Annotated in this window: 17 protein-coding genes; 6 read left to right on the top strand and 11 right to left on the bottom strand. The window is 73.1% G+C overall.

Translation table 11 applies throughout. The annotated features are described in order from the left end of the window. Window positions 1-88 precede the first annotated feature (88 nt). The gene (locus tag GA0070562_RS16590) at window positions 89-1,612 is read left to right on the top strand and encodes a serine/threonine-protein kinase (RefSeq protein ID WP_091422405.1); all 1,524 of its coding nucleotides are present in this window, start codon (window positions 89-91) and stop codon (window positions 1,610-1,612) included. A 39-nt stretch (window positions 1,613-1,651) separates the two neighbouring features. On the opposite strand, the gene GA0070562_RS16585 is transcribed toward GA0070562_RS16590, so the two are convergent. The 9 genes from GA0070562_RS16585 to GA0070562_RS16545 all read right to left on the bottom strand — a co-directional run bounded on the left by GA0070562_RS16585 (window position 1,652) and on the right by GA0070562_RS16545 (window position 10,801). Continuing rightward, window positions 1,652-2,767 (bottom strand): glycosyltransferase family 4 protein, encoded by a 1,116-nt coding sequence (locus GA0070562_RS16585; protein WP_372443389.1) that lies wholly within the window; start codon window positions 2,765-2,767, stop codon window positions 1,652-1,654. Window positions 2,768-2,849: 82 nt separating this feature from the next. Beyond that, window positions 2,850-3,521 (bottom strand): BON domain-containing protein, encoded by a 672-nt coding sequence (locus GA0070562_RS16580; protein ID WP_091422397.1) that lies wholly within the window; start codon window positions 3,519-3,521, stop codon window positions 2,850-2,852. A 135-nt stretch (window positions 3,522-3,656) separates the two neighbouring features. Beyond that, window positions 3,657-5,180, bottom strand: a complete 1,524-nt coding sequence (locus tag GA0070562_RS16575; RefSeq protein ID WP_091422394.1) for a S1C family serine protease — start codon at window positions 5,178-5,180, stop codon at window positions 3,657-3,659. 62 nt (window positions 5,181-5,242) lie between these two features. Beyond that, entirely contained in the window at window positions 5,243-6,799 is a 1,557-nt protein-coding gene (locus GA0070562_RS16570) for a sensor histidine kinase (protein WP_091422390.1), read from the bottom strand. Continuing rightward, entirely contained in the window at window positions 6,796-7,497 is a 702-nt protein-coding gene (locus GA0070562_RS16565) for a response regulator transcription factor (protein WP_018784806.1), read from the bottom strand. The genes GA0070562_RS16570 and GA0070562_RS16565 overlap by 4 nt, the downstream gene beginning before the upstream one ends. Before the next feature lie 64 nt (window positions 7,498-7,561). Next, on the bottom strand, window positions 7,562-8,182 hold the full coding sequence (locus GA0070562_RS16560) for a PadR family transcriptional regulator (RefSeq protein ID WP_091422387.1): 621 nt from the start codon (window positions 8,180-8,182) through the stop codon (window positions 7,562-7,564). Beyond that, complete coding sequence (locus GA0070562_RS16555; protein WP_091422383.1) at window positions 8,179-9,009, bottom strand: DUF4097 family beta strand repeat-containing protein; 831 nt, start codon at window positions 9,007-9,009, stop codon at window positions 8,179-8,181. The genes GA0070562_RS16560 and GA0070562_RS16555 overlap by 4 nt, the downstream gene beginning before the upstream one ends. Before the next feature lie 122 nt (window positions 9,010-9,131). After that, window positions 9,132-10,028, bottom strand: a complete 897-nt coding sequence (locus GA0070562_RS16550; protein ID WP_091422380.1) for a lysophospholipid acyltransferase family protein — start codon at window positions 10,026-10,028, stop codon at window positions 9,132-9,134. Continuing rightward, window positions 10,025-10,801 (bottom strand): GNAT family N-acetyltransferase, encoded by a 777-nt coding sequence (locus GA0070562_RS16545; protein ID WP_091422375.1) that lies wholly within the window; start codon window positions 10,799-10,801, stop codon window positions 10,025-10,027. Before GA0070562_RS16545 ends, GA0070562_RS16550 begins: the two co-directional genes overlap by 4 nt. 173 nt (window positions 10,802-10,974) lie before the next feature. On the opposite strand from GA0070562_RS16545, the gene GA0070562_RS16540 reads away from it, so the two are divergent. The 5 genes from GA0070562_RS16540 to GA0070562_RS16520 all read left to right on the top strand — a co-directional run bounded on the left by GA0070562_RS16540 (window position 10,975) and on the right by GA0070562_RS16520 (window position 17,782). Beyond that, on the top strand, window positions 10,975-11,631 hold the full coding sequence (locus GA0070562_RS16540) for a hypothetical protein (RefSeq protein WP_091423267.1): 657 nt from the start codon (window positions 10,975-10,977) through the stop codon (window positions 11,629-11,631). A 137-nt stretch (window positions 11,632-11,768) separates the two neighbouring features. After that, window positions 11,769-12,710: an ABC transporter ATP-binding protein gene (locus GA0070562_RS16535; RefSeq protein ID WP_372443388.1), complete on the top strand. Its 942-nt coding sequence runs from the start codon at window positions 11,769-11,771 to the stop codon at window positions 12,708-12,710. Then, complete coding sequence (locus GA0070562_RS16530) at window positions 12,707-13,534, top strand: ABC transporter permease (protein ID WP_091422372.1); 828 nt, start codon at window positions 12,707-12,709, stop codon at window positions 13,532-13,534. The genes GA0070562_RS16535 and GA0070562_RS16530 overlap by 4 nt, the downstream gene beginning before the upstream one ends. A gap of 258 nt (window positions 13,535-13,792) precedes the next feature. Further along, window positions 13,793-17,536: a multifunctional oxoglutarate decarboxylase/oxoglutarate dehydrogenase thiamine pyrophosphate-binding subunit/dihydrolipoyllysine-residue succinyltransferase subunit gene (locus GA0070562_RS16525; protein WP_091422369.1), complete on the top strand. Its 3,744-nt coding sequence runs from the start codon at window positions 13,793-13,795 to the stop codon at window positions 17,534-17,536. A gap of 66 nt (window positions 17,537-17,602) precedes the next feature. Then, entirely contained in the window at window positions 17,603-17,782 is a 180-nt protein-coding gene (locus GA0070562_RS16520; RefSeq protein WP_091422365.1) for a DUF6104 family protein, read from the top strand. A 36-nt stretch (window positions 17,783-17,818) separates the two neighbouring features. Here GA0070562_RS16520 and GA0070562_RS16515 read toward each other — a convergent pair whose 3' ends face one another. Both GA0070562_RS16515 and GA0070562_RS30285 read right to left on the bottom strand, forming a co-directional pair. Next, window positions 17,819-20,128, bottom strand: a complete 2,310-nt coding sequence (locus GA0070562_RS16515; RefSeq protein WP_091422361.1) for a bifunctional polysaccharide deacetylase/glycosyltransferase family 2 protein — start codon at window positions 20,126-20,128, stop codon at window positions 17,819-17,821. Then, window positions 20,121-20,654 (bottom strand): hypothetical protein, encoded by a 534-nt coding sequence (locus tag GA0070562_RS30285; protein WP_175438768.1) that lies wholly within the window; start codon window positions 20,652-20,654, stop codon window positions 20,121-20,123. The genes GA0070562_RS16515 and GA0070562_RS30285 overlap by 8 nt, the downstream gene beginning before the upstream one ends. Between the last annotated feature and the right edge of the window lie 9 nt (window positions 20,655-20,663).

The following is a 20,663-nucleotide window of genomic DNA, read 5'->3' as shown; positions in this document are numbered from 1 at the left end:
CGCGCAATCGGCTCCGCGGGGACTGTTGACAGGTAAGACACATTCACGCAACCTGATAGCGCTCCCGAGCCCAGGCAGGTGCGAGCTGATGGCGACACTCCAGGCCGGCCGTCTGCTGGCCCGTCGGTACCGGCTCATCGACCGGATCGGCGCCGGTGGCATGTCGGTGATCTGGCGCGCCCGCGACGAGGTGCTCGACCGGGTGGTGGCGGTCAAGGTGCTCGCGCCCTCACTCGCCGCCGACGCCCGGTTCCGCGACATGGTGCGCGAGGAGGCCCGCTCGGCCGCCCAGCTCGACCACCCGCACGTCACAGCCGTGCACGACTACGGCGAGACGGTCGCCCCGGACGGCTCGATCACCTCGTTCGTGGTGATGGAGCTGCTCAGCGGCGAGGAGCTGGAACACCTGCTGACCCAGGGGCCGCTGCCCTGGCCGGCGGCGGTGGAGACGGGCGCGCAGGTCGCCGAGGCGCTTGCCGCGGCACACCGGCTCGGCATCGTGCACCGCGACGTGACTCCGGCCAACGTGATGATGACCGGCACCGGCGCGAAGGTGCTCGACTTCGGCATCGCCACCCGGATCGGCACGCCGGACGACGACGAGGACGGCGGCACGTTCGGCACCCCGGCGTACGTGGCCCCGGAACGGCTCGACGGCGCGCCCGCCCAGCCGGCCACCGACGTGTACTCGCTCGGCGTGCTGCTGTTCGAGACGCTGACCGGGCAGCCGCCGTACCCGGCGGAGACCTGGGAGCAACTGAGCGCGGCGCTGGCGGACAGCCCGGAGCCCACACTGGACGACGTACCGGGACTGCCCGGTCCGGTCGCGGACATCTGCCTGCGCTGCCTGGCCCGCGACCCGCGTCGCCGGCCCACCGCGCGCCGGGTCGCCGCCGTGCTGCGCGACCAGATGCTGCCCGCGGACCCGCAGGCGGCCACCATGCTGGCGCCGACCGTGACGCTGCCCGCGCTGACCTCCCCGCCGCCGGCCGACCCGGCCCCCGTGTCGGCCCCGGCCGCGCAGCCGGTCCCGAACCCGAACCCGGACCCGGACCCGGACCCGGACCCGGACCCGGAGCAGGTTCCCGCCGCGCAGCCGGTCCCGGCCGCCGCGCCGGGCCGGCGTCGGATCCTCACGCTGGCGGCCGTCGGCGTGACAGTGGTCGCCGCGGCGGCGCTGCTGGTGCCCGCGCTGACACCGGACCGGCCCGCCGACCCCCGGGTGCTGCCGACCGCCGGGCCGGTACAGCCGTCGCCCGCCGAACCGCCGGTGACCGAGGCGCCGGCCACCACGCCGCCGGCCGCGCCGACGACTCCGCCGTCGACCGGCGGCGCCCGCCCGCCGGCCGCCGGTCAGGCCGACGCCGCCGAACGGGTGGACGGGCTGATCGAGGCCGGGCTGACCGAGGGCCAGATCCGCGAGGACGTCGGGGTGGACCTGCGCAACCTGCTGCGTAACGCGGTCGCCGCGAACGGCGGGACCGAGGTGACCGCCGCCGTGGACCGGCTCCGCGGCAAGATCGACGAGCGCCGCCGCGAGGGCAGCATCAGCCCCGGGTACGCGCGGCGACTCGACGCCGCGGCGGCGGAGCTCGTGGCCGGGCAGACCTGACGGGGGTCAGCGGGCGACGGTCTGGCCCCGCCGGACGGGTCAGCCGGCGACGGCGGGCACCACCGCCCGGGCCGGCCGTGCGGGCGCCCGCGCGGCCAGGAAGCCCCGGTAGACCGCCTCGTAGTCGGCGACCATCCGCTCCACCGAGAAGTTCTCCGCCACGTGCGCCACGCAGTCCGCCGGGTCCAGCTCCGCCGCCGCCCGCAACGCCGCCGGCAGCTCGCCCGGGTGGTCGCAGACGAAACCCGTGACCCCGTCACGGACCAGCTCCGGCACCGCGCCCCGGCCCAGCGCCACCACCGGCGTACCCGTCGCCATCGCCTCCACCATCACCATGCCGAACGGCTCCGCCCACTGGATCGGCATGATCAGGCAGCGGGCGTCCAGCAGCAGCCGCAGCGCGGTCGCCCGGTCGGCGTTCACCACGGGCGTCACGTCGTCGCCGAGCAGCGGCCGGACCACCTGCTCCAGGTAGCGGCGCTCGGCCGGCTCGTTGCACTTGCCCGCGAGCGTGAGCGGCAGCCCGGCCGCCCGGCAGGCCGCGATCGCCACGTCCGGGCCCTTGTCCGGGCTGAACCGGGCCAGCCAGAGCACCGGGCCCGCACCCGGGCTGCGCTTGCGCGGGATGTCGCGCAGGGGCATCGCGTTGTGCACGGTGCCGGCCCAGGGCAGCCCCGGGTTCGCCCGGCGCTGGGCGTGCGAGATCGCGACCAGGCCCACCCCACGGTCGGTGTTGCCGAGCACCGTGCCGTACTCGCCGACCGGGTTGCCGTGCACGGTGGCCACTGTGGGTACCCGGCGGCGGCCGGCCACCATCGGGCCGATCGTGGTGTGGTCGTGGATCAGGTCGAAGTCGGCCGGGTCGACCAGGCGGTCCACGTGGGCCAGGTGCGCCAGTTCGGGCAGCGACTCGCCCATCCGCTCGTACTGGAGGTCGTCGCAGGTGGAGACGAAGTCGGCGGCGGTGCCGTGCTCGGTGCCGGCACCGAACAGCGTGACGCTGTGCCCCCGGTCGACGAGCGCGTCGACGAGGCCCGCCACCACCGTCTCCAGCCCGCCGTAGCCGGGCGGCGGCACGGTCAGCCACGGCGGCACCACCATGGCGATCCGCAACGGACCGCCGGCCCCCGCGCGCTCCGAGGACTGCTGGTTCACGGCCACGAGTCCTCCCCGTCGGTCCCCGGCGTACCCCGCTGGGCGCGGGTTCCCGACCCGGCCCGCGGTAAACGACAGCCGGTCAGCCGGCCACCACGATCCCGACGTGCACCTCCCGTACGCCGGGCAGTGCCCAGGCGGCCCGTTCCGCGTCCTCCCGCTGCCACCAGGCGCTCACCACGCCGTCGAGCACCACCGTGTCGCCGTCGACCCGGGCGTCGATCCGCTCGGTTCCGGTACGCCGTAGCAGCAGGCGGCGCAGGTCGAGCCGCTTCTGCTCGTCGCTCGGCGGGGTCGGTGGCCGCACCTCGACCAGGTTCGTCACCCCGCGTACGCCGCGCAGCCGGCGCAGCTCCCGTTCGGCGGTACGGCGCTGGAGGCCGAACTCGACCTCGCCGCGGAGCATCACCCAGCCGTCGGCCACCGTGACGTCCAGCCGCTCGGCGGGCACGAAGCTGTCCCACTCCAGTGCCCGGCTCGCCGCGATCGCGATGTCGGCGTCGGTACGCAGGTCCGTGGCGGGTAGGTCGACCGCCAGGTCACTGGCGACCGCCCGTACGCCGCGTACCCGGTGGGCGCATCGCTCGACGGCCCACCGCCGGGCGTAGCTGTCCACCTGCCCGGTGAGGGTGACGACGCCCTGCGAGACCGTCACGCCGACCTCGGTGGCCCGGGTCTGCGCGTCCCAGTCCAGTTCGGCGAGGACGTCGCGCTGGATCTCCTGGTCGGTACGCACGGCGGACGTGGTGGTCATGTCCCGAGCGTGCCGCCGGTACGGGTGAGGCGCGCTCACCCGTACCGGGTGAGAAACGAGGAGGGGCGGCGGGTGACGGAGCCAACCCCCTTGGCTCCGTCACCCGCCGCCCAGGAGGGAGGCAGGTCCTCGGGACTATGACGTCTCGGCGAGCGTCACGGTTGCGTTCTCGGTGGATCCGTTTCGCTTGTACTGCACCTCGACCCGGTCACCGACCTTGCCGGCCTGCACGGCGCCGACCAGGTCGTTCGAGTCGTTGATCACCTTGTTGCCGAACTTGGTGATCACATCGCCGCGCTGGATCCCGGCCTTCTCGGCGGGGCTGCCGGGCGTGACGGCGGCGACCAGCGCCCCACCGTCCTCGGCGCCGTTCACGCTCACCCCGAGCGACGGGTGGCTGATCTTCTCGCCGCGCTGGAGCTTCTCGGCCACGTCCTTGGCCTTGTTGCTCGGGATGGCGAAGCCGACGCCGATGTTTCCGGTGCTGCCCTGCCCGGCGGTGGCGATGGCGGTGTTGATGCCGATCACCTCGCCCCGGGTGTTGACGAGCGCGCCGCCGGAGTTGCCCGGGTTGATCGGGGCGTCGGTCTGGAGCAGGCCGGAGATCGAGCTGGCGCCCTGCTGCGGGTTCTGCTGGCCACCCTCCCCCGCCTGGATGGTGCGGTCGCGGGCGCTGAGGATGCCGGCGGTGACCGAGCCCTGGAGGCCGAGCGGGCTGCCCAGGGCGAGCACCTGGTCACCGACCTGCATGGCGTCGCTGTCGCCGAACTTGGCCGCCTTCAGGTCGCTCATGCCGCCGGCCCGGACCACCGCGAGGTCGGTCTTCGGGTCGGTGCCGACGATCTTCGCGGAGGCGCTCTTGCCGTCGGCGAAGACCACCCGCACGGTGTCGCCACCCGCGCCGGCGACGACGTGGTTGTTGGTGAGCACGAACCCGTCGGCGCTGAGGATCACCCCGGAACCCTCACCGCTGTTCGTCATGATCGTGACGATGCTGTCCTGGACGGAGGCCGCGATCTTGGGCAGGTCGGCGCTGTTGATGACCGGGGCGGAGGAGTAGGTGCGGGTGGGGCCGCCCTCGTCGAGCGCGAGGGCGAGCGCGCCGCCGGCTGCGCCGGAGCCGAGCATCAGGACCAGTGCCAGCGCGCCCGCGCCGACGAACTTCCCGGCACGGCTGGGGCGGGCCGGCTGCTGCGGGCCCCACTGCGGCATCGGCTGCCCGGGCTGGTAGGGCTGGTAGCCCTGCTGCGTCTGGTACGGCTGTGCCTGGTACGACGGCACCGGGCCGCCGTGCTGTGTGGACGGGTAGCCGCCGGCGGCCTGCTGGTTCCAGCCGCCCTGCTGGTGCTGCTGCCCGTACCACGGGTGGGGCTGCTGCGGCTGCCCCGAGGCCGGGTACGGCGGCGCGGACGGCGTCGCCGGCTGCGGCGGGTACGGCCCGGCGGGCGCGGCGTTGCCGGCGCTCTCCGCCGGGTTCGTGTGTCCGGCGGGCGTGCTGGTTCCGGCGGCCGGGGAGTCGGCCGGAACCGACGCCGCGGCCGGGGTGGTGGAGGAGTCCGACGTCCCGCTCTCGACGCGGGGCAGCTCGGCGGTGTGGTGCGACGGCTCGGCGTCGGCGGGGGCCGGCGACCGCTGCGGATCGGTCTCGTGGTCGGTCATGTCACCAGCTTTCCCCGTAGCACTGTCACCAGCCTGGAATCCGCCTGGAAGTTTTCTGAATGTCACTCGCCCGGCTCGGGCGCCTCGGGCAGCAGCGGCAGCTTCACCCGGAACGTCGCCCCGCCGCCCGGCGTCTCCGCCACCTCGACCGTGCCGTGGTGCGCGGCGACGAGCGCGGCCACGATGGCCAGGCCGAGGCCGGTGCTGATCGGTCCGCCGGCCCGGCGGGTACGCGCCGCGTCCACCCGGTAGAACCGCTCGAAGACGCGCTCGGCCTGCTCCGGGGTGAGGCCCGGACCGGTGTCCGCCACCTCCACCACGGCGAGGTTGCCCGCCTCCGCCCGCAGCCGCAGCGTCACCGAGGCGTCGGACGGGGTGTGGGTGAGCGCGTTCGTCATCAGGTTGCCGATCACCTGGCGCAGCCGGGCGTCGTCGCCGAGCACCACCAGCGGGCCGGAGCCCGGCTCCCGCTCCAGCTCGATCCGCCGGTCCGGGTCGACCACCCGGGCCGCCTGGACCGCGTCGGACGCCAGCACCGGCAGCTCGACCGGGCTCAACGCGATCGGCCGTTCCCGGTCCATCCGGGCCAGCAGCAGCAGGTCCTCCACCAGCAGACCCATCCGGGACGCCTCGTCCTCGATGCGGCGCAGCAGGTCCGCGGTCTGCTCCGGCGCGCGGGCCGCGCCCTGCCGGTACAGCTCGGCGAAGCCTCTGATGGTGGTCAGCGGCGTGCGCAGCTCGTGCGAGGCGTCCGCGATGAACTGCCGCATCCGCTCCTCGGACCGGCGGGCCCGCGCCTCCGACGCCTGCGCGTACGCGGCGGCGTCCCGTGCGCCCATCTCGGCGCTGCGCGCCGCCGCCTCGGAGGCGGCCCGCGCGGTGAACGCGGCCTCGATCTGCGCCAGCATGGCGTTCAGCGCCCGGGACAGGCGGCCCAGCTCCGAGGTCGGGCACGACCGCCCCTCCTCCGGGTCGGGCACCCGCCGGGTCAGGTCACCGCCGGCGATGGCCGCCGCCGTACGCTCTATCTCCACCAGCGGCTTCAGGCTGGTACGGACGATCCCGGCGCCGACGGACGCCAGCGAGATCAGCACCGCGCCCCCGACCAGGAGGTCTATCCACACCAGTCGCCCGACCGCGGAGTCGACGCCGGTGAGGTGCTGCCCGAGCGCGATGATCCGCCCGTCGGGCAGGGCGGTGTAGAGCATCCGCCACCGGCTGCGGCCGTCCTCGGAGCGCACGGTGAACGGGTCACCCACCCGCTCCTGGTAGCCCGCGAATTCGGTGGGGAAGCGGGGCAGTTCCTCTTCGCGCAGGTTCTCGTAGCGCGTCGGCTCCTCCGGCAGCTCGCCGGGTGCCATGACGGACGCCACGTAGTCCGACGGAATGGTGATCTTGATCGGGCCGCCGCCGGCCTTGTCGAGCGTGTTGGCCACCGTGTACGCGCCGCCGCGGAGCTGGTCGTCCGCCTGCCCGATCAGATAGTTGCGCAGCAGGAACGCCGTCAGGCCGCTGATCACGACGAGCGCCACAGCCACGAGCGCGAGGACGGCGGCGACGAGCTTCAGCCGGAGCGGGACGCTGCGCAGCCTGCCCTTCGCGTCGTGGACGACGTTCACGCCGCCGGCTTGCGTAGCACGTATCCCACTCCCCTGAGCGTGTGGATCAGGCGGGGCTGGGTGTTGTCGACCTTGCGCCGCAGGTACGAGATGTACGACTCGACGATGTTGTCGTCACCGCGGAAGTCGTAGTTCCAGACGTGGTCGAGGATCTGCGCCTTGCTGAGCACCCGGTTGGCGTTGAGCATCAGGTAGCGCAGCAGCTTGAACTCGGTCGGCGACAGCTGCACGCGCTGGCCGGCCCGGTGCACCTCGTGCGTCTCCTCGTCCAGCTCCAGGTCGGCGAAGGTGAGGCGGGACGGGGTCTGCTCGCCGGTCGCGGTACGCCGCAGCACGGCCCGGATCCGGGCGGTCAGCTCCTCCAGGCTGAACGGCTTGGTGACGTAGTCGTCGCCGCCCAGGGTGAGCCCACGGATCTTGTCGTCGGTGGCGTCGCGCGCGGTCAGGAAGACCACCGGGGTACGGGTACCGCCCTCGCGCAGCATCCGGATGACCTCGAAGCCGTCCAGGTCGGGCAGCATCACGTCGAGCACCACCAGGTCGGGCCGGTGGTCCTTGGCGGCGTTCAGGGCGGCGCTGCCGCTGGTCGCGGTCGCCACGTCGAAGCCCGCGAAGCGCAGGCTCGCGGAGAGAAGTTCGAGGATGTTGGGGTCGTCCTCGACGACGAGAAGCCGGGCCTCGGTCTGGGTAGCCGCCATGCGACCCATCATCCGCGCTCCGGCTGCGGTCGCGCTGGGTGCCGGCTGGAAACAACCTGTGAGATCAGCGGAGCAGCCGCCGCAGCCCTTCCAGCGCGCCGTCGAGCAGCCGGATCGCGGTACGGAGCTGGTTGTCGCTGAGCCGCCGGGCCCGGACCAGCGCCCCGACCTCGACGGTGAACGCGGCCAACCGCTGGTCGAAGTCGGCGAGCAGCGGCGAGTCGTCCGGGCGGGCCGATCCCCCGTCGCCCGCCGGCCGGGCGCCGGCGGACGCCGTCCAGCCGCCCTGCCGGGTCTGCCGGGCCACCTCGCGCAGCTCCCGCTTCAGGTCGCGCACCGATCCGCGTACCTCGGTGCGGATCTCCCCGGCCAGCGCGGACAGATCCTCGACGGCGGCGCCGATGTCGCTCTCCAGCGTCGACAGCTCGTCGGCGCGCTGCCGCAGTTCGGCGCGGCCCGCTTCGGTGATCTCGTAGACCTTGCGCCCGCCCGCGGCGGTGTGGGTGACCAGCCCTTCGGCCTCCAGCCGTTGCAGGCGCGGGTAGATGGTGCCGGCGCTGGGCGCGTACAGGCCGAGGAAGCGCTCCTCCAGCAGACGGATCAGCTCGTAGCCGTGCTTCGGGCCGTCGTCGAGCAGCTTCAGCAGGTAGAGCCGGAGCCGGCCGTGGCTGAACACGGCGGTCACGGCACGTCCTCCACATGGTCGGCGGGCGCGACCGGGCGGGCGAGCAGCGCGATGCTGCCGGAGGTCGCGGAGGCCCAGAGCCTACCCGCACCCCCGCCGAGCACACCGTGGCTGTCCTTGATCGAGCCCAGGCCGCGCCCACCGCTGTCCACCTGCGGGAAGCCGCTGGTGATCTTGCCCGAGGTGGTGTGCAGGTGCACCGTGAGGTCGCTGTCCTCGCGGACCCGCACGGTGATGCTGCCGGAGATGGCACTGAGCCGGATCTCGCTGCCGCGCGGGTTGTCCAGGTCGCAGGTGATCGAGCCGGAGACGGCGTGGGCGCGGACCCGCTCGGGCGCGCTGTCGGCCAGGATCAGCTCGCCGGACACCGTCTCCAGGTCCAGGTCGCCGCCGATGCCGAGCGCCTCGACCGGCCCGGAGATGACCTTCGCGCTGGTGCGCCCCCGCAGCCCGCGCAGCGTGACCTGGCCGGAGGTGACGTCGACCCGGGTCTCCCGGCGCAGCCCGGAGGCGACGAGCGCGCCGCTGACCACCGACAGGGTGGCGAGCACGTCCGGCGGAACGGCGACCGACACCTCGGCCCGGATCCGGTTGCCGAACCAGGAGAAGATGCCGAGCAGGCCGGGCTTGCGCTTGTGCCGGATCGTCAGCCGCCCGTCGCGCACCTCGACGAGGAGCGGCCTGTTGCTGATCCGGGTCACGTCGACCCGGGCCGGACCGTCGGCGCCGACCACGTTGAGCCGACCGCTGATCAGCTCGGCGTCGAGCCGGGTGATCGGCTCGTCCAGCGTGATCCGCTGCGGGTTGTCGACCGTCCAACTGGCCATGACACGCTCCCCTCGTCGGCGGGCCGATCGACGGCGCGCCAGGTGTTGCGAGGAGCATAACGCGATACATCGCGACTGAACAAGACACTATCGCGACTATGTCGCGTCTCCGGCCCGGCGGGTCAGGCCGCCAGGTCGAGCCGGGTCGCGAGCACGGGACGAGGAGTCGGGTGGATCGCGGCCTCGGCGATCCGAGCCAGCGCCCTGCGGTCCGCACCCTCTGCCGGGTGCAGCGCGGCGCTCACCGTCACCGACACGGTCAGGTCCCGGGCGGCGAACACCCGGCGTACCGAGGCCCAGAGCGTCTCCTCACCCAGGAAGGCGGGCAGCGTGCTCGGGTCGCCCGCGTACCGGTAGCCGATGCGCAACGGCACCACCGGCGCGCCCGCCGCCACGGCGGCCTCGAACATCGCCGGGCGGAAGCCGCGGCCCGGCCGGCAGTCCGTCGCGGCGCCGCACCAGGTCGTACCCTCCGGGAACACCGCCACCGACCGGCCGGACCGCAGCGCGCCGGCCACCCGCGCGACGGTGGCCGGCAGGTCACGCGGCCGGGACCGGTCCACGAAGACGGTGCCCGCCGAGGCGGCCAGCGCGCCCACCAACGGCCAGCTCCGGACCTCACGCTTCGCCACCATCCGGGCCGGTGACACGGCCAGCACCGCCAGGATGTCCAGCCAGGAGACGTGGTTGGCGACCAGCAGCGCGCGCCCGCGCGGCGCCCGTCCTCCGACCAGCAACCGGATCCCGAGGGCACGCAGCGTCCACAGTGCCCAGCCGCGCAACGCGGCCTGGCCCCGGCCGGCGGGCAGCAGCGGCAGCAGCACGGCCAGACCCACCCCGGCCGGCAACATGCCGAGTACGCCCAGCAGCCGTCCCGCCCGGCGCAGCCGCGACACGTCCGGGGCGGCCGGCGGCGGCAGGCAGTACGGCCCGCAGCCCGAGGTGGGCCGCCACAGGCCCTCCCCCTCGACGCCCACGCCCAGGTCCGCGCCGAGCCCGGGAACAGCGGCGGCGGTCACGACCCGGCCTCGCCGAGGAAGTGCCGCAGATAGCGCGGGTTCATCCGGTCCAGCGAGAACAGCACGTAGAAGTCGGCGCAGCCGAAGTCCCTGTCGTACGCCGGCTCCCCGGCCACCCAGGCGCCGAGCCGCAGGTAGCCGCGCAGCAGCGGCGGCACGAGCGCCCGGCGTTGCGCCGGGGTGAGCGCGGCGAGGTCGGCGGCCTGCGCCTCGGCGAACCAGGGCCGGCGCGGGGTGACCCGAAGCAGCGGCGGGGCGAGGTGCCGGGCGGTGACCTCGGCCCACACCTGCGTGGCGGCGGTCCCGCCGTCGGCGACCGGCACCGAGGCGCAGCCACCGAGCCACCGGGCACCGCGCAGGTGCAGGTAACGGCAGATCCCGGCCCACATGAGGTTGATCACGGCGCCGGTGCGGTGGTCCGGGTGGACGCAGGAGCGGCCCGCCTCGACCAACTGGTCGCGGAGCGGGGCCAGCGGGCCCAGGTCGAACTCGGCGTCGGCGTACCGGCGGTCGGTGCGGCCGGGCGGCAGCAGCCGGTACGTGCCGACGACCTCGCCGGTGCCCTCACGCACCACCACCAGGTGGTCGCAGTGCGCGTCGAACTCGTCGGTGTCGAGCCCGGTGGCGGCGGTCGGCACCGTGGCGCCGAGTTCGCCGGCGAACACCTCGTGGCGCAGGCGTTGCGCGGCCGCGACCAGAGTCGGGTCGTCGGCGATCAGCAGGGTGTAACCGCTGGTCGTGAGCGGTGCGCCAGCGGCGTGCAGAACGGCCATGGCTCCTGTGTAGGTGCCGCGGGTTGCCACCGGACGGGATGAGGGGTGTCGATCCGGTGAACGCCGGCCGGCGGCGGCGTGCGAACCGGGACGGCCGGGGCGGGACGGCGTGTGCGACGCTGCCGGGCGGACCGCCCGCGACGGCGCCGGCGGAGCTGAACCCGGAGGTGCACATGCTGGTCGAGGCCCGCTTCCAGGGGCCGGACGGCTCCGGCAACGGAGGCTGGAGCGCCGGGATCTTCGCCGCGCTGATCGACGACCGGGGCCCGGTGGAGGTCACGTTGCGCCGGCCGCCACCGCTGGACACCCCGCTGGCCGCCGCCGACGGCGAGGTACGCGATCCGGACGGCCACCTGATCGCCCAGGTACGCCGGGTCGAGCCGCTCGACGCGATGGTGCCGCCGGTGGACCTGACGACGGCGGCCGAGGCCGCGCGGGCGTACCCCGGCCTGGTCGACCACCCGTTCCCCCGCTGCTACGTCTGCGGTCCGGCGAACCCGGACGGGCTGCGGATCTTCCCCGGACGGCTGCCGGACGGGCGGACCGCCGCGCCGTTCCGTGCGCTGGCCGCTGTGGTGCCCGCGACGGTGTGGGCGGCGCTGGACTGCCCGGGCGGCTGGGCGGTGCTGGCACCCGGCCGGCCGTACGTGCTGGGGCGGATCGCCGCGCAGGTCACGGCGCTGCCTCGGCCCGGCGACGAGTGCGTGGTGACCGGCCTCGCGGTCGGCGGCGAGGGACGCAGGGCCGAGGTGCACACCAGCCTGTACGGTTCGGACGGCGCACTGCTCGGCCGCGCCCGGGCCACCTGGGTGGCGCTGCCGACGGCCTGATCTCCTCCCTGAGGAGGACGGCGCGTACGCGTCCCGCCTGATTGACCCCCTTGCGCCGGGTTGGAAGGCTGTTGCGGGGCGCCCCGCAACGGCGCCCCCACCGGCGCGCGTCGAGCCCGCCGGGGCAGGAGAGGAGAATGATGTCCGACGGGCAGCCACGCCCCAGTGCCGGGACCGGCCAGATCATCGTGTCCGGCCTGACCAAGCAATACAAGACCGTCCGCGCGGTGGACAACCTGTCGTTCACGGTCGAGCCGGGCCGGGTCACCGGCTTCCTCGGCCCCAACGGCGCCGGTAAGACGACCACGCTGCGCATGCTGCTCAACCTGGTGACGCCGAGCGCCGGCACGGCCACCATCGGCGGCAGCCGGTACGCCGACCTGACCGACCCGCTGCGTACGGTCGGCGCGGTGCTGGAGGCGTCCAGCGCGCACAAGGGCCGCACCGGCATCAACCACCTGCGGGTGATCTGCGCGGCGGCGGGCCTGCCGAAGGAGCGCGCCGACGAGGCGCTCGCCCTGGTCGGGCTCTCGCCCGCGGCGAAGCGCAAGTTCAAGGGCTACTCGCTGGGTATGAAGCAGCGGCTCGGCATCGCGGCCGCGATGCTCGGCAACCCGCAGGTGCTGATCCTGGACGAGCCGGCCAACGGCCTGGACCCGGAGGGCATCCGCTGGATGCGCGGCTTCCTCAAGGGGCTGGCCGCCGAGGGACGTACGGTGCTGGTCTCCAGCCACCTGCTCTCCGAGATGCAGCTGCTCGCCGACGACGTGGTGATCATCGCGGCCGGCAAGCTGGTCCGGCAGGGTCCGGTCGACCAGGTGATGGCTTCGATGACGCACGACGTGCAGGTGCGGGTGCGTACCCCGCAGGCCGACGACCTGGCCGCGGCGCTGCGCGAGCAGTCGGCCACCGTCGACACCGACCCGCACGGCGCGCTGCTGGTGACCGGCGTGGACGCGCCGACGGTGGGCCGGGTCGCGCTGGCCGCCAAGGTCGAGCTGCACGAGCTGACCACCGAGCGCCCCGACCTCGAAGGGGTCTTCCTGGAGCTGACGGCCGGAAAGGCGGAGATCCGATGACGCTTGTCCGATCCGAACTGCTCAAGATCCGTACCACCAGCACCTGGTGGATCTTCGGGTTGATCAGCCTGGCGCTGTGGGCGCTCACGCTGTTCTTCAACTGGTTGCAGACCGATGCGCTGGCCGGCGGGGACTTCGGCGAGGTGCCGGCCGACCAGTCCGACCAGTTGCAGGCCATCTCGGCCGCCGACAACCTGGCGGCCAACCTCTACACCAACGGCCAGTTCTTCGGGCTGCTCATCGTGCTGCTGCTGGGCATCGTGGTGGTGACCAGCGAGTTCTTCCACCAGACGGTGACCACCACGTTCCTCACGGCGCCGCACCGCACCGCGGTGATGCTGGCCAAGCTGGCCGCGGCCGGCGTGCTCGCGCTGCTGTTCTGGCTCGTCACCACCGTGCTGAACCTGATCATCTCGCCGGTGATCCTCAACTCGGTGGACGTCGGCTCGCAGCTCGGCAGCGGCGCCGTCTGGCGGGCGATCGCGCTCAACGGCCTGGCCTACCTGCTCTGGTCGGTACTCGGCGTCGGGCTCGGCGTGCTGATCCGCAGCCAGATCGGGGCCACGGTGACCGGCATCCTGTTCTACCTGGGCGGCGCGATCGGCGCGGTCATCGTCCTCAGCCTCCTCGCGGCGCGGTACGGCGACTGGATCAACAAGCTCCAGCTGCTGGTCCCGTCGCTCGCCTCCGGGCTCATGGTGGGCGGCGACACCGACATCCCGGGCAACCCGCCGCAGTGGGCCGGCGCCCTCGTGCTGATCGGATACGCGGTGGTGGCCGGCGCGATCGGCGTCGCCACGATCCGCAAGCGCGACATCTCCTGACCTCACGGTCGGAACGGACCCCGGTCGATGACGGACGTCGTCGGCCGGGGTCCTGCTCGTCTAGCAGGAGTCGGCGGATCACGCAGCGTTTGCCGAACTTCTGGCATCTTCTGTGAAACGGACCACCAGCCGGAGGCGAGAATGCCTGCGCGCAGCGCACGGCGTAGCCTTGGCATCGGTTTACCCAGCGTCGGCAACCGGGGGTCACCGGGGGCCACCGTGACATTCACAACCGCGTGAAAGAGGCGATTAGCGGCCGTGTCGACCCAGCAGACTTCGCAGGAGAACCCACTGGCGGGTTTCGGCCCGAACGAGTGGATCGTCGAGGAGATGTACCAGCGCTACCTCGCCGACCCCTCGAGCGTCGATTCGGCCTGGCACGACTTCTTCGCCGACTACCGGCCGGCCCCGGGCGCCGCCACACCGCGCCCGGACGGGCAGGCCAAGCCGGCCGCGAAGCCGGAGCCGGCCGAGCAGCAGGAAGCGGTGGCCACTGTCACCGCGCAGCCCGCCAAGACCGAGCCGAAGGCCGCCCCCAAGGCCGCGCCCGCCCCGGCCAAGCCCGCCGCCAAGCCGGCGGCGAAGGCGCCCGAGCCGGCCAAGAAGTCCGCCCCGGCCAAGCCGGCCGCCAAGGCGCCGACCGCGAGCGCCGCGGGCACCACGCCGCTGCGCGGCGTCGCCGCCAAGATCGTGCAGAACATGGACGCGTCGCTCGCCGTCCCGACCGCCACCAGCGTGCGCTCCGTCCCGGCCAAGCTGCTCGTCGACAACCGCATCGTGATCAACAACCACCTGACCCGCGGTCGCGGCGGCAAGGTCAGCTTCACCCACCTGATCGGGTACGCGCTCGTCCGCGCGGTCGTCGAGCACCCGGAGATGAACAACTCCTTCGCCGAGGTCGACGGCAAGCCGGCGATGCTCCGCCCGGAACACGTCAACCTGGGCATCGCGATCGACCTGGTCAAGCCGGACGGCTCGCGCAACCTGGTGGTGCCGTCCATCAAGGGCTGCGAGCAGATGGACTTCCGGCAGTTCTGGCAGGCGTACGAGGACGTGGTCCGGCGCGCCCGCCGCAACGAGCTGACCATGGAGGACTACTCCGGCACCACGATCTCGCTGACCAACCCGGGCGGCATCGGCACGGTGCACTCGATCCCGCGTCTGATGCAGGGGCAGAGCGCCATCATCGGCGTCGGCGCGATGGAATACCCGGCCCCCTACCAGGGCATGAGCGAGGCCACCCTGGCCGAGAACGCGGTCAGCAAGGTCATCACGCTGACCAGCACCTACGACCACCGGATCATCCAGGGCGCGCAGTCCGGCGAGTTCCTGAAGGTCATGCACGAGCTGCTGCTCGGCGAGCGCGGCTTCTACGACGACATCTTCACCTCGCTGCGCATCCCGTACGAGCCGGTGCGCTGGATGCGCGACGTGGCCGTCGACAGCGAGGGCCAGATCAACAAGACCGCGCGGGTGCACGAGCTGATCCACGCGTACCGGGTGCGCGGCCACCTGATGGCCGACACCGACCCGCTGGAGTTCAAGATCCGCAAGCACCCGGACCTGGACGTGCTCCAGCACGGGCTCACGCTGTGGGACCTCGACCGCGTCTTCCCGGTCAACGGCTTCGCCGGCCAGCAGCGGATGAAGCTGCGCTCGATCCTCGGCGTGTTGCGTGACTCGTACTGCCGCCGGGTCGGCATCGAGTACATGCACATCCAGGACCCGGAGGAGCGGCGCTGGATCCAGGAGCGGGTCGAGCGCAAGTACGAGAAGCCCAGCTCCGACGAGCAGAAGCACGTGCTGAACCGGCTCAACGCCGCCGAGGCGTTCGAGACGTTCCTGCAGACCAAGTACGTCGGCCAGAAGCGTTTCTCGCTGGAGGGCGGCGAGTCGCTGATCCCGCTGCTCGGCGAGGTGCTGGAGTGCTCCGCCGAGGCCGGGCTGGACGAGGTCGTCATCGGCATGGCCCACCGCGGCCGGCTCAACGTGCTGGCGAACATCGTCGGCAAGCCGTACGAGAAGATCTTCTCCGAGTTCGAGGGGCACCTCGACCCGCGGTCCACGCAGGGCTCGGGCGACGTGAAGTACCACCTCGGCCAGAACGGCAAGTTCACCACCCCGGACGGCGAGCACGCGGTCAAGGTGTCGGTGGTGGCGAACCCGTCGCACCTGGAGGCCGTGGATCCGGTGCTGGAGGGCATCGTCCGGGCCAAGCAGGACCGCATCGACCTCAAGCTGGAGGGCTACACCGTGCTGCCGCTCGCGGTGCACGGTGACGCCGCCTTCGCCGGCCAGGGCGTGGTCGCCGAGACGCTCAACCTCTCCCAGCTGCGCGGCTACCGCACCGGCGGCACCGTGCACGTGGTCGTGAACAACCAGGTCGGCTTCACCACCGCCCCGGAGTACAGCCGGTCCAGCCTCTACAGCACCGACGTGGCCCGGATGATCCAGGCGCCGATCTTCCACGTGAACGGCGACGACCCGGAGGCCGTGGTCCGGGTGGCCCGGCTCGCGTTCGAGTACCGGCAGGCGTTCAACAAGGACGTCGTGATCGACATGGTCTGCTACCGCCGGCGCGGGCACAACGAGGGCGACGACCCGTCGATGTCCAACCCGGAGATGTACAAGATCATCGACTCGAAGCGGTCGGTCCGCAAGCTCTACACCGAGGAGCTGATCGGGCGCGGCGACATCACCGTCGAGGACGCCGAGGAGCTGCTGCGCGACTACCAGGGGCAGCTGGAGCGGGTCTTCAAGGCCACCCGGGACGCGGCGACCGCGCCGCGTCAGCTCAGCCGCCCGGCCCGGGAGGATGAGCCGGAGCCGCAGGTCGACACCGCCACCGACGCCGCCGTGGTCAAGGCGGTCGGTGAGGCGCACGTCAACCTGCCGGAGGGCTTCACCCCGCACAAGCGGATCCAGCAACTGCTGGAGCGGCGCCGCAAGATGTCCGTCGAGGGCGGCATCGACTGGGGCTTCGCCGAGATCATCGCGTTCGGCTCGCTGCTGCACGACGGCGTCACCGTCCGGCTCGCCGGGCAGGACTCGCGCCGCGGCACGTTCGTCCAGCGGCACGCCTCGGTGGTCGACTCCAAGACCGGCGAGGACTACCTGCCGCTGAAGTCGCTCACCGCCGACGGCGAGCGGTCGCGCTTCTTCGTCCACGACTCGCTGCTCTCCGAGTACGCGGCCATGGGCTTCGAGTACGGCTACTCGGTGGAGAACATCAACGCGCTGGTGGCCTGGGAGGCCCAGTTCGGTGACTTCGTCAACGGCGCCCAGTCGGTGATCGACGAGTTCATCTCCTCCGGCGAGGTGAAGTGGGGTCAGCGATCCGCGGTGACCCTGCTGCTGCCGCACGGCCACGAGGGCCAGGGCCCGGACCACACCTCCGGCCGCCCGGAGCGGTTCCTCCAGCTCTGCGCCGAGGACAACATGCGGGTGTCCATCCCGACCACCCCGGCGAACTACTTCCACCTGCTGCGCCGCCAGGCCCTGTCGCCCAAGCGCAAGCCGCTGGTGGTGTTCACGCCGAAGTCGCTGCTGCGGCACAAGCTCTGCGTGTCGCCGGTGGAGGACTTCACCACCGGGACGTTCTCCCCGGTGCTGGCCGACACCGCTGCTCCGGCGCCGGAGCAGGTCAAGCGGGTGCTGCTCTGCTCGGGCAAGGTCTACTACGACCTGTTCCAGGCCCGGCAGGAGCGGGGCGTCACGGACACCGCGATCATCCGGATGGAGCAGCTCTACCCGCTGCCCGTCGAGGAGGTCCGGGCCGCGCTGGCGCAGTACCCGAACGCCGAGGACTTCGCCTGGGTCCAGGAGGAGCCGGCCAACCAGGGCGCCTGGTCGTTCGTCGCGCTCAACCTGCTGGAGCACCTGCCCGAGGTCCGGCTGCGCCGCATCTCCCGCCCGGCCGCCGCCGCACCGGCGGTCGGCTCCGCGAAGATGCACGAGGTCGAGCAGAACGCGCTGATCGAGGCGGCTCTCCCCCGCCCGTGACACCACCGGCAGCGGCCCGTCCCGACCCGGGGCGGGCCGCTGCCGTACGACGACGAGAGGAACACCGTGTACTTCACCGACCGTGGCATCGAGGAGCTGGTCGAGCGCCGTGGCGACGAGCAGGTCAGCATGGAGTGGCTGGGCGAGCGGCTGCGTGACTTCGTCGACCTGAACCCGGAGTTCGAGACCCCGATCGAGCGGTTCGCCACCTGGCTGGCCCGTCTCGACGACCCGGACGACGACTGACCCGGGCGACGGACCGACGCGCCGCGCGGCCGGGCCTCAGCCGGTCGCGCCCCGCCCGAGCACCTGGAGATCTCCGGTACGCCGCAGCTTCTGCCAGCCCAGCCGGCCGCCGGTCAGCGCGGTGCCGACCGCCTGGAGCAGCACCAGGTACATCACCTGGCGGTAGACGAACTGCTGCAACGGCAGCACCCACAGCACGCCGAGCTTCTCCCGGTCCAGCCGGAAGGCCAGCACCGCGGTGAGGAGCTGGAGCGCGAGCATCGCCAGCCAGGCCACCACCGTGTCGCTGCGGTCCAGGAAGATCAGCCCGTAGATCGCGAGCAAATCGATCACCGGTGCGGCCAGCGGCAGCAGCACACCGAAGAGCGTCAGGAACGACAGGCACCGCCGTCCGAACCGGCCCGACGGGCCGCTGTCGATCACCGAGCGCCGGTGCTTCCACATCGCCTGCATGGTGCCGTAGCTCCACCGGTACCGCTGCTTCCACAACTGGCCGATGGTGGTCGGCGCCTCGGTCCAGGCGCGGGCGCTCTCCTCGTACACGATGTGCCAGCCGGCGCGGCCGATGGCGATGGTGACGTCGGTGTCCTCCGCCAGCGTGTCGTCGGTCATGCCGCCCACCTGCTCCAGCGCCTGACGCCGGAACGCGCCGATCGCGCCCGGGACGGTGGGCATGCAGCGCAGCGTCTCGTAGAGGCGGCGGTCGAGGTTGAAGCCGATGACGTACTCGATGTGCTGCCACTTGGCGATCAGGCCGCGGCGGTTGCCGACCTTGACGTTGCCGGCGACCACGCCGACCCGGGGGTCGGCGAAGGGCTGGACCAGCCGGCGGACCGAGTCCGGCTCGAAGATCGTGTCGCCGTCGACCATGACGATGAGGTCGTGCCGGGCCAGCGCGACGCCGGTGTTGAGGGCGCTCGGCTTGCCGCCGTTGGGCTTGCGGACGACCCGGACGTTCGGCAGCCCCAGCGCCGCGACGATGTCGGCGGTGCCGTCGGTCGAGCCGTCGTCGACCACCACCACCTCGATGCCGCCGGGATGGTCGCCCAGGGCCAGCGAGCGGACCGCCGCGGCGATGCCCTCCCGCTCGTTGTACGCGGGCACGATCACCGAGACCGGTTCGGTGACCGGCGGCCCCCAGGACCAGTCGCGGCGACGGCGGCGGCGCGCGTGCTGTGTGGCCAGGACGAACAGCAGCAGGGTCCGGCCGACGGTGAGCACCCCGACGAGCACGAAGAAGACGCCGAGCACCCCGAACATGCCGTCGGCCACGCGTACCGCGCCGACCAGCACGTGGCCCCGCAACCGCTCGTCGAGCGAGGCCGCCGTCTGCCCGCCCACCGGGCCGGACACTCCGGCGGCCGCGAGCGTGTGGTTGAGCCCTTCGCTGACCGTGGTGAAGCGGTACCCGCGTTCCAGCATCGCCGGGATGTACCGGTCCAGCGCGGCCACGGTGCCGGACCGGTCGCCGCCCGCGTCGTGCCAGAGCGCGATCGTGCCGGCCGTCCCGTCGGGCGTGGCGTTGGCGACCATCTCCTCGGCCGACGGAAGCTCCCAGTCCCGGCTGTCGACGTCGTTTACGACTGTGAGGTAGCCCAGCTCGCCCGCCTGCCGCAGCATCGGCCAGTCCCGGTCGGTGTACGCGTCGGCGCGGGACGAGTACGGGAACCGCAGCAGCGACGGCCGGACGCCCGTGGTGCTGGCGATGGCGAGCTGCGTCTGCGCGTACTCCAGCTCGCGCCGCCACTCCGGCAGCGCGGCGAGGTCGGGGTGGGTGAACGTGTGCACGCCCAGCTCGTGTCCCTCGGCCACCAGCCGGCGGGTCACCTCCGGGTTGCGGACGACCTGCGAGCCGATGACGAAGAAGGTGCCCTTCACCTGGTACTTGTCCAGGACGCGCAGCACCTCCGGCGTCCACTGCGGGTCGGGTCCGTCGTCGAAGGTGAGCGCGACGGTACGCGGCGGCAGGCGGTGCGACTGGGTGCGGCCCTCCGCGCCGACGTTGACGATCGGGCCGCCTCCGATCACCGAGCTGGGGACCTCCCGCTGGCTGCCGGACGTCACCCGGTTGTCGGGCACGAACGCGGCGTTCGTGTACGCCTCGACGACCAGCAGGCCGCCCAGGACGACCATGACCATGGCGACCAGGGCCCAGCTCGGCCGGGGCAGCAGACGCCGGCCGCGGGACCGGCGCGCGCCGGGGAGCTGCCGGACGTCCAGGACGACGGTGGCCTCGTCCGGCTGCCGTCCGGCCCGGGGCCGCCGGAGGGCGTGCACGCGGCGGGGGCCCAGCGGGACGGTGGGCTGGTCGCGGTTCGACGGGCGGGTGGGTGCCTCGTCACTCATCGGCGGGCGCGGCCGGCGCGGCGGGGTCGGCGGGCGGGTCGACGACGGACGGCGGGTCGACAGCGGGCGGCGGCACCTCGTCGGTGGGGGCGGTGGGCGGCGCGGTGGTGGCCGGCGCCTGGGTGGTCCGGGGCGCGGTCGGGGCGGGCCGGGTCGGGCGTTGATACCCGGGGCTGGGTGGGACCGCGCTTGCGGGCGAGGCGGAGGTGGCCGGCGCACGTGTCGCGGCGGTACCGACGTCGGTGGGCGTCGCCGGCGTGGCACGGGTGACCGCGGGTGACGGCGACGCCGGCTGGCCCGGCGACGGCAGCCGCTGCTCGGTGCTCGGCTCGACGAACGGGATGACGGTGTCCGGGGTGATCGGCCCGCCGGCGAAGCTGACTCCGACCATGACCGTGTAGATCACACCCGCCGCGCCGGCGCAGTAGGCGAGACGGCGCAGCCGCCGGCGTCGCCGCCCGCTCGGGTCGACGAAGACGGGGGGCGATTCCGGTACGACAGGAATCAGTGCGGTCGGGCCTTCCACAAGCCAAGT

The sequence above is a fragment of the Micromonospora tulbaghiae genome, assembly GCF_900091605.1.
Taxonomy (GTDB): domain Bacteria; phylum Actinomycetota; class Actinomycetes; order Mycobacteriales; family Micromonosporaceae; genus Micromonospora; species Micromonospora tulbaghiae.
The sequence above is the reverse complement of the archived record's forward strand: the minus strand, read 5'-3'. Positions and strand labels throughout refer to the sequence as shown.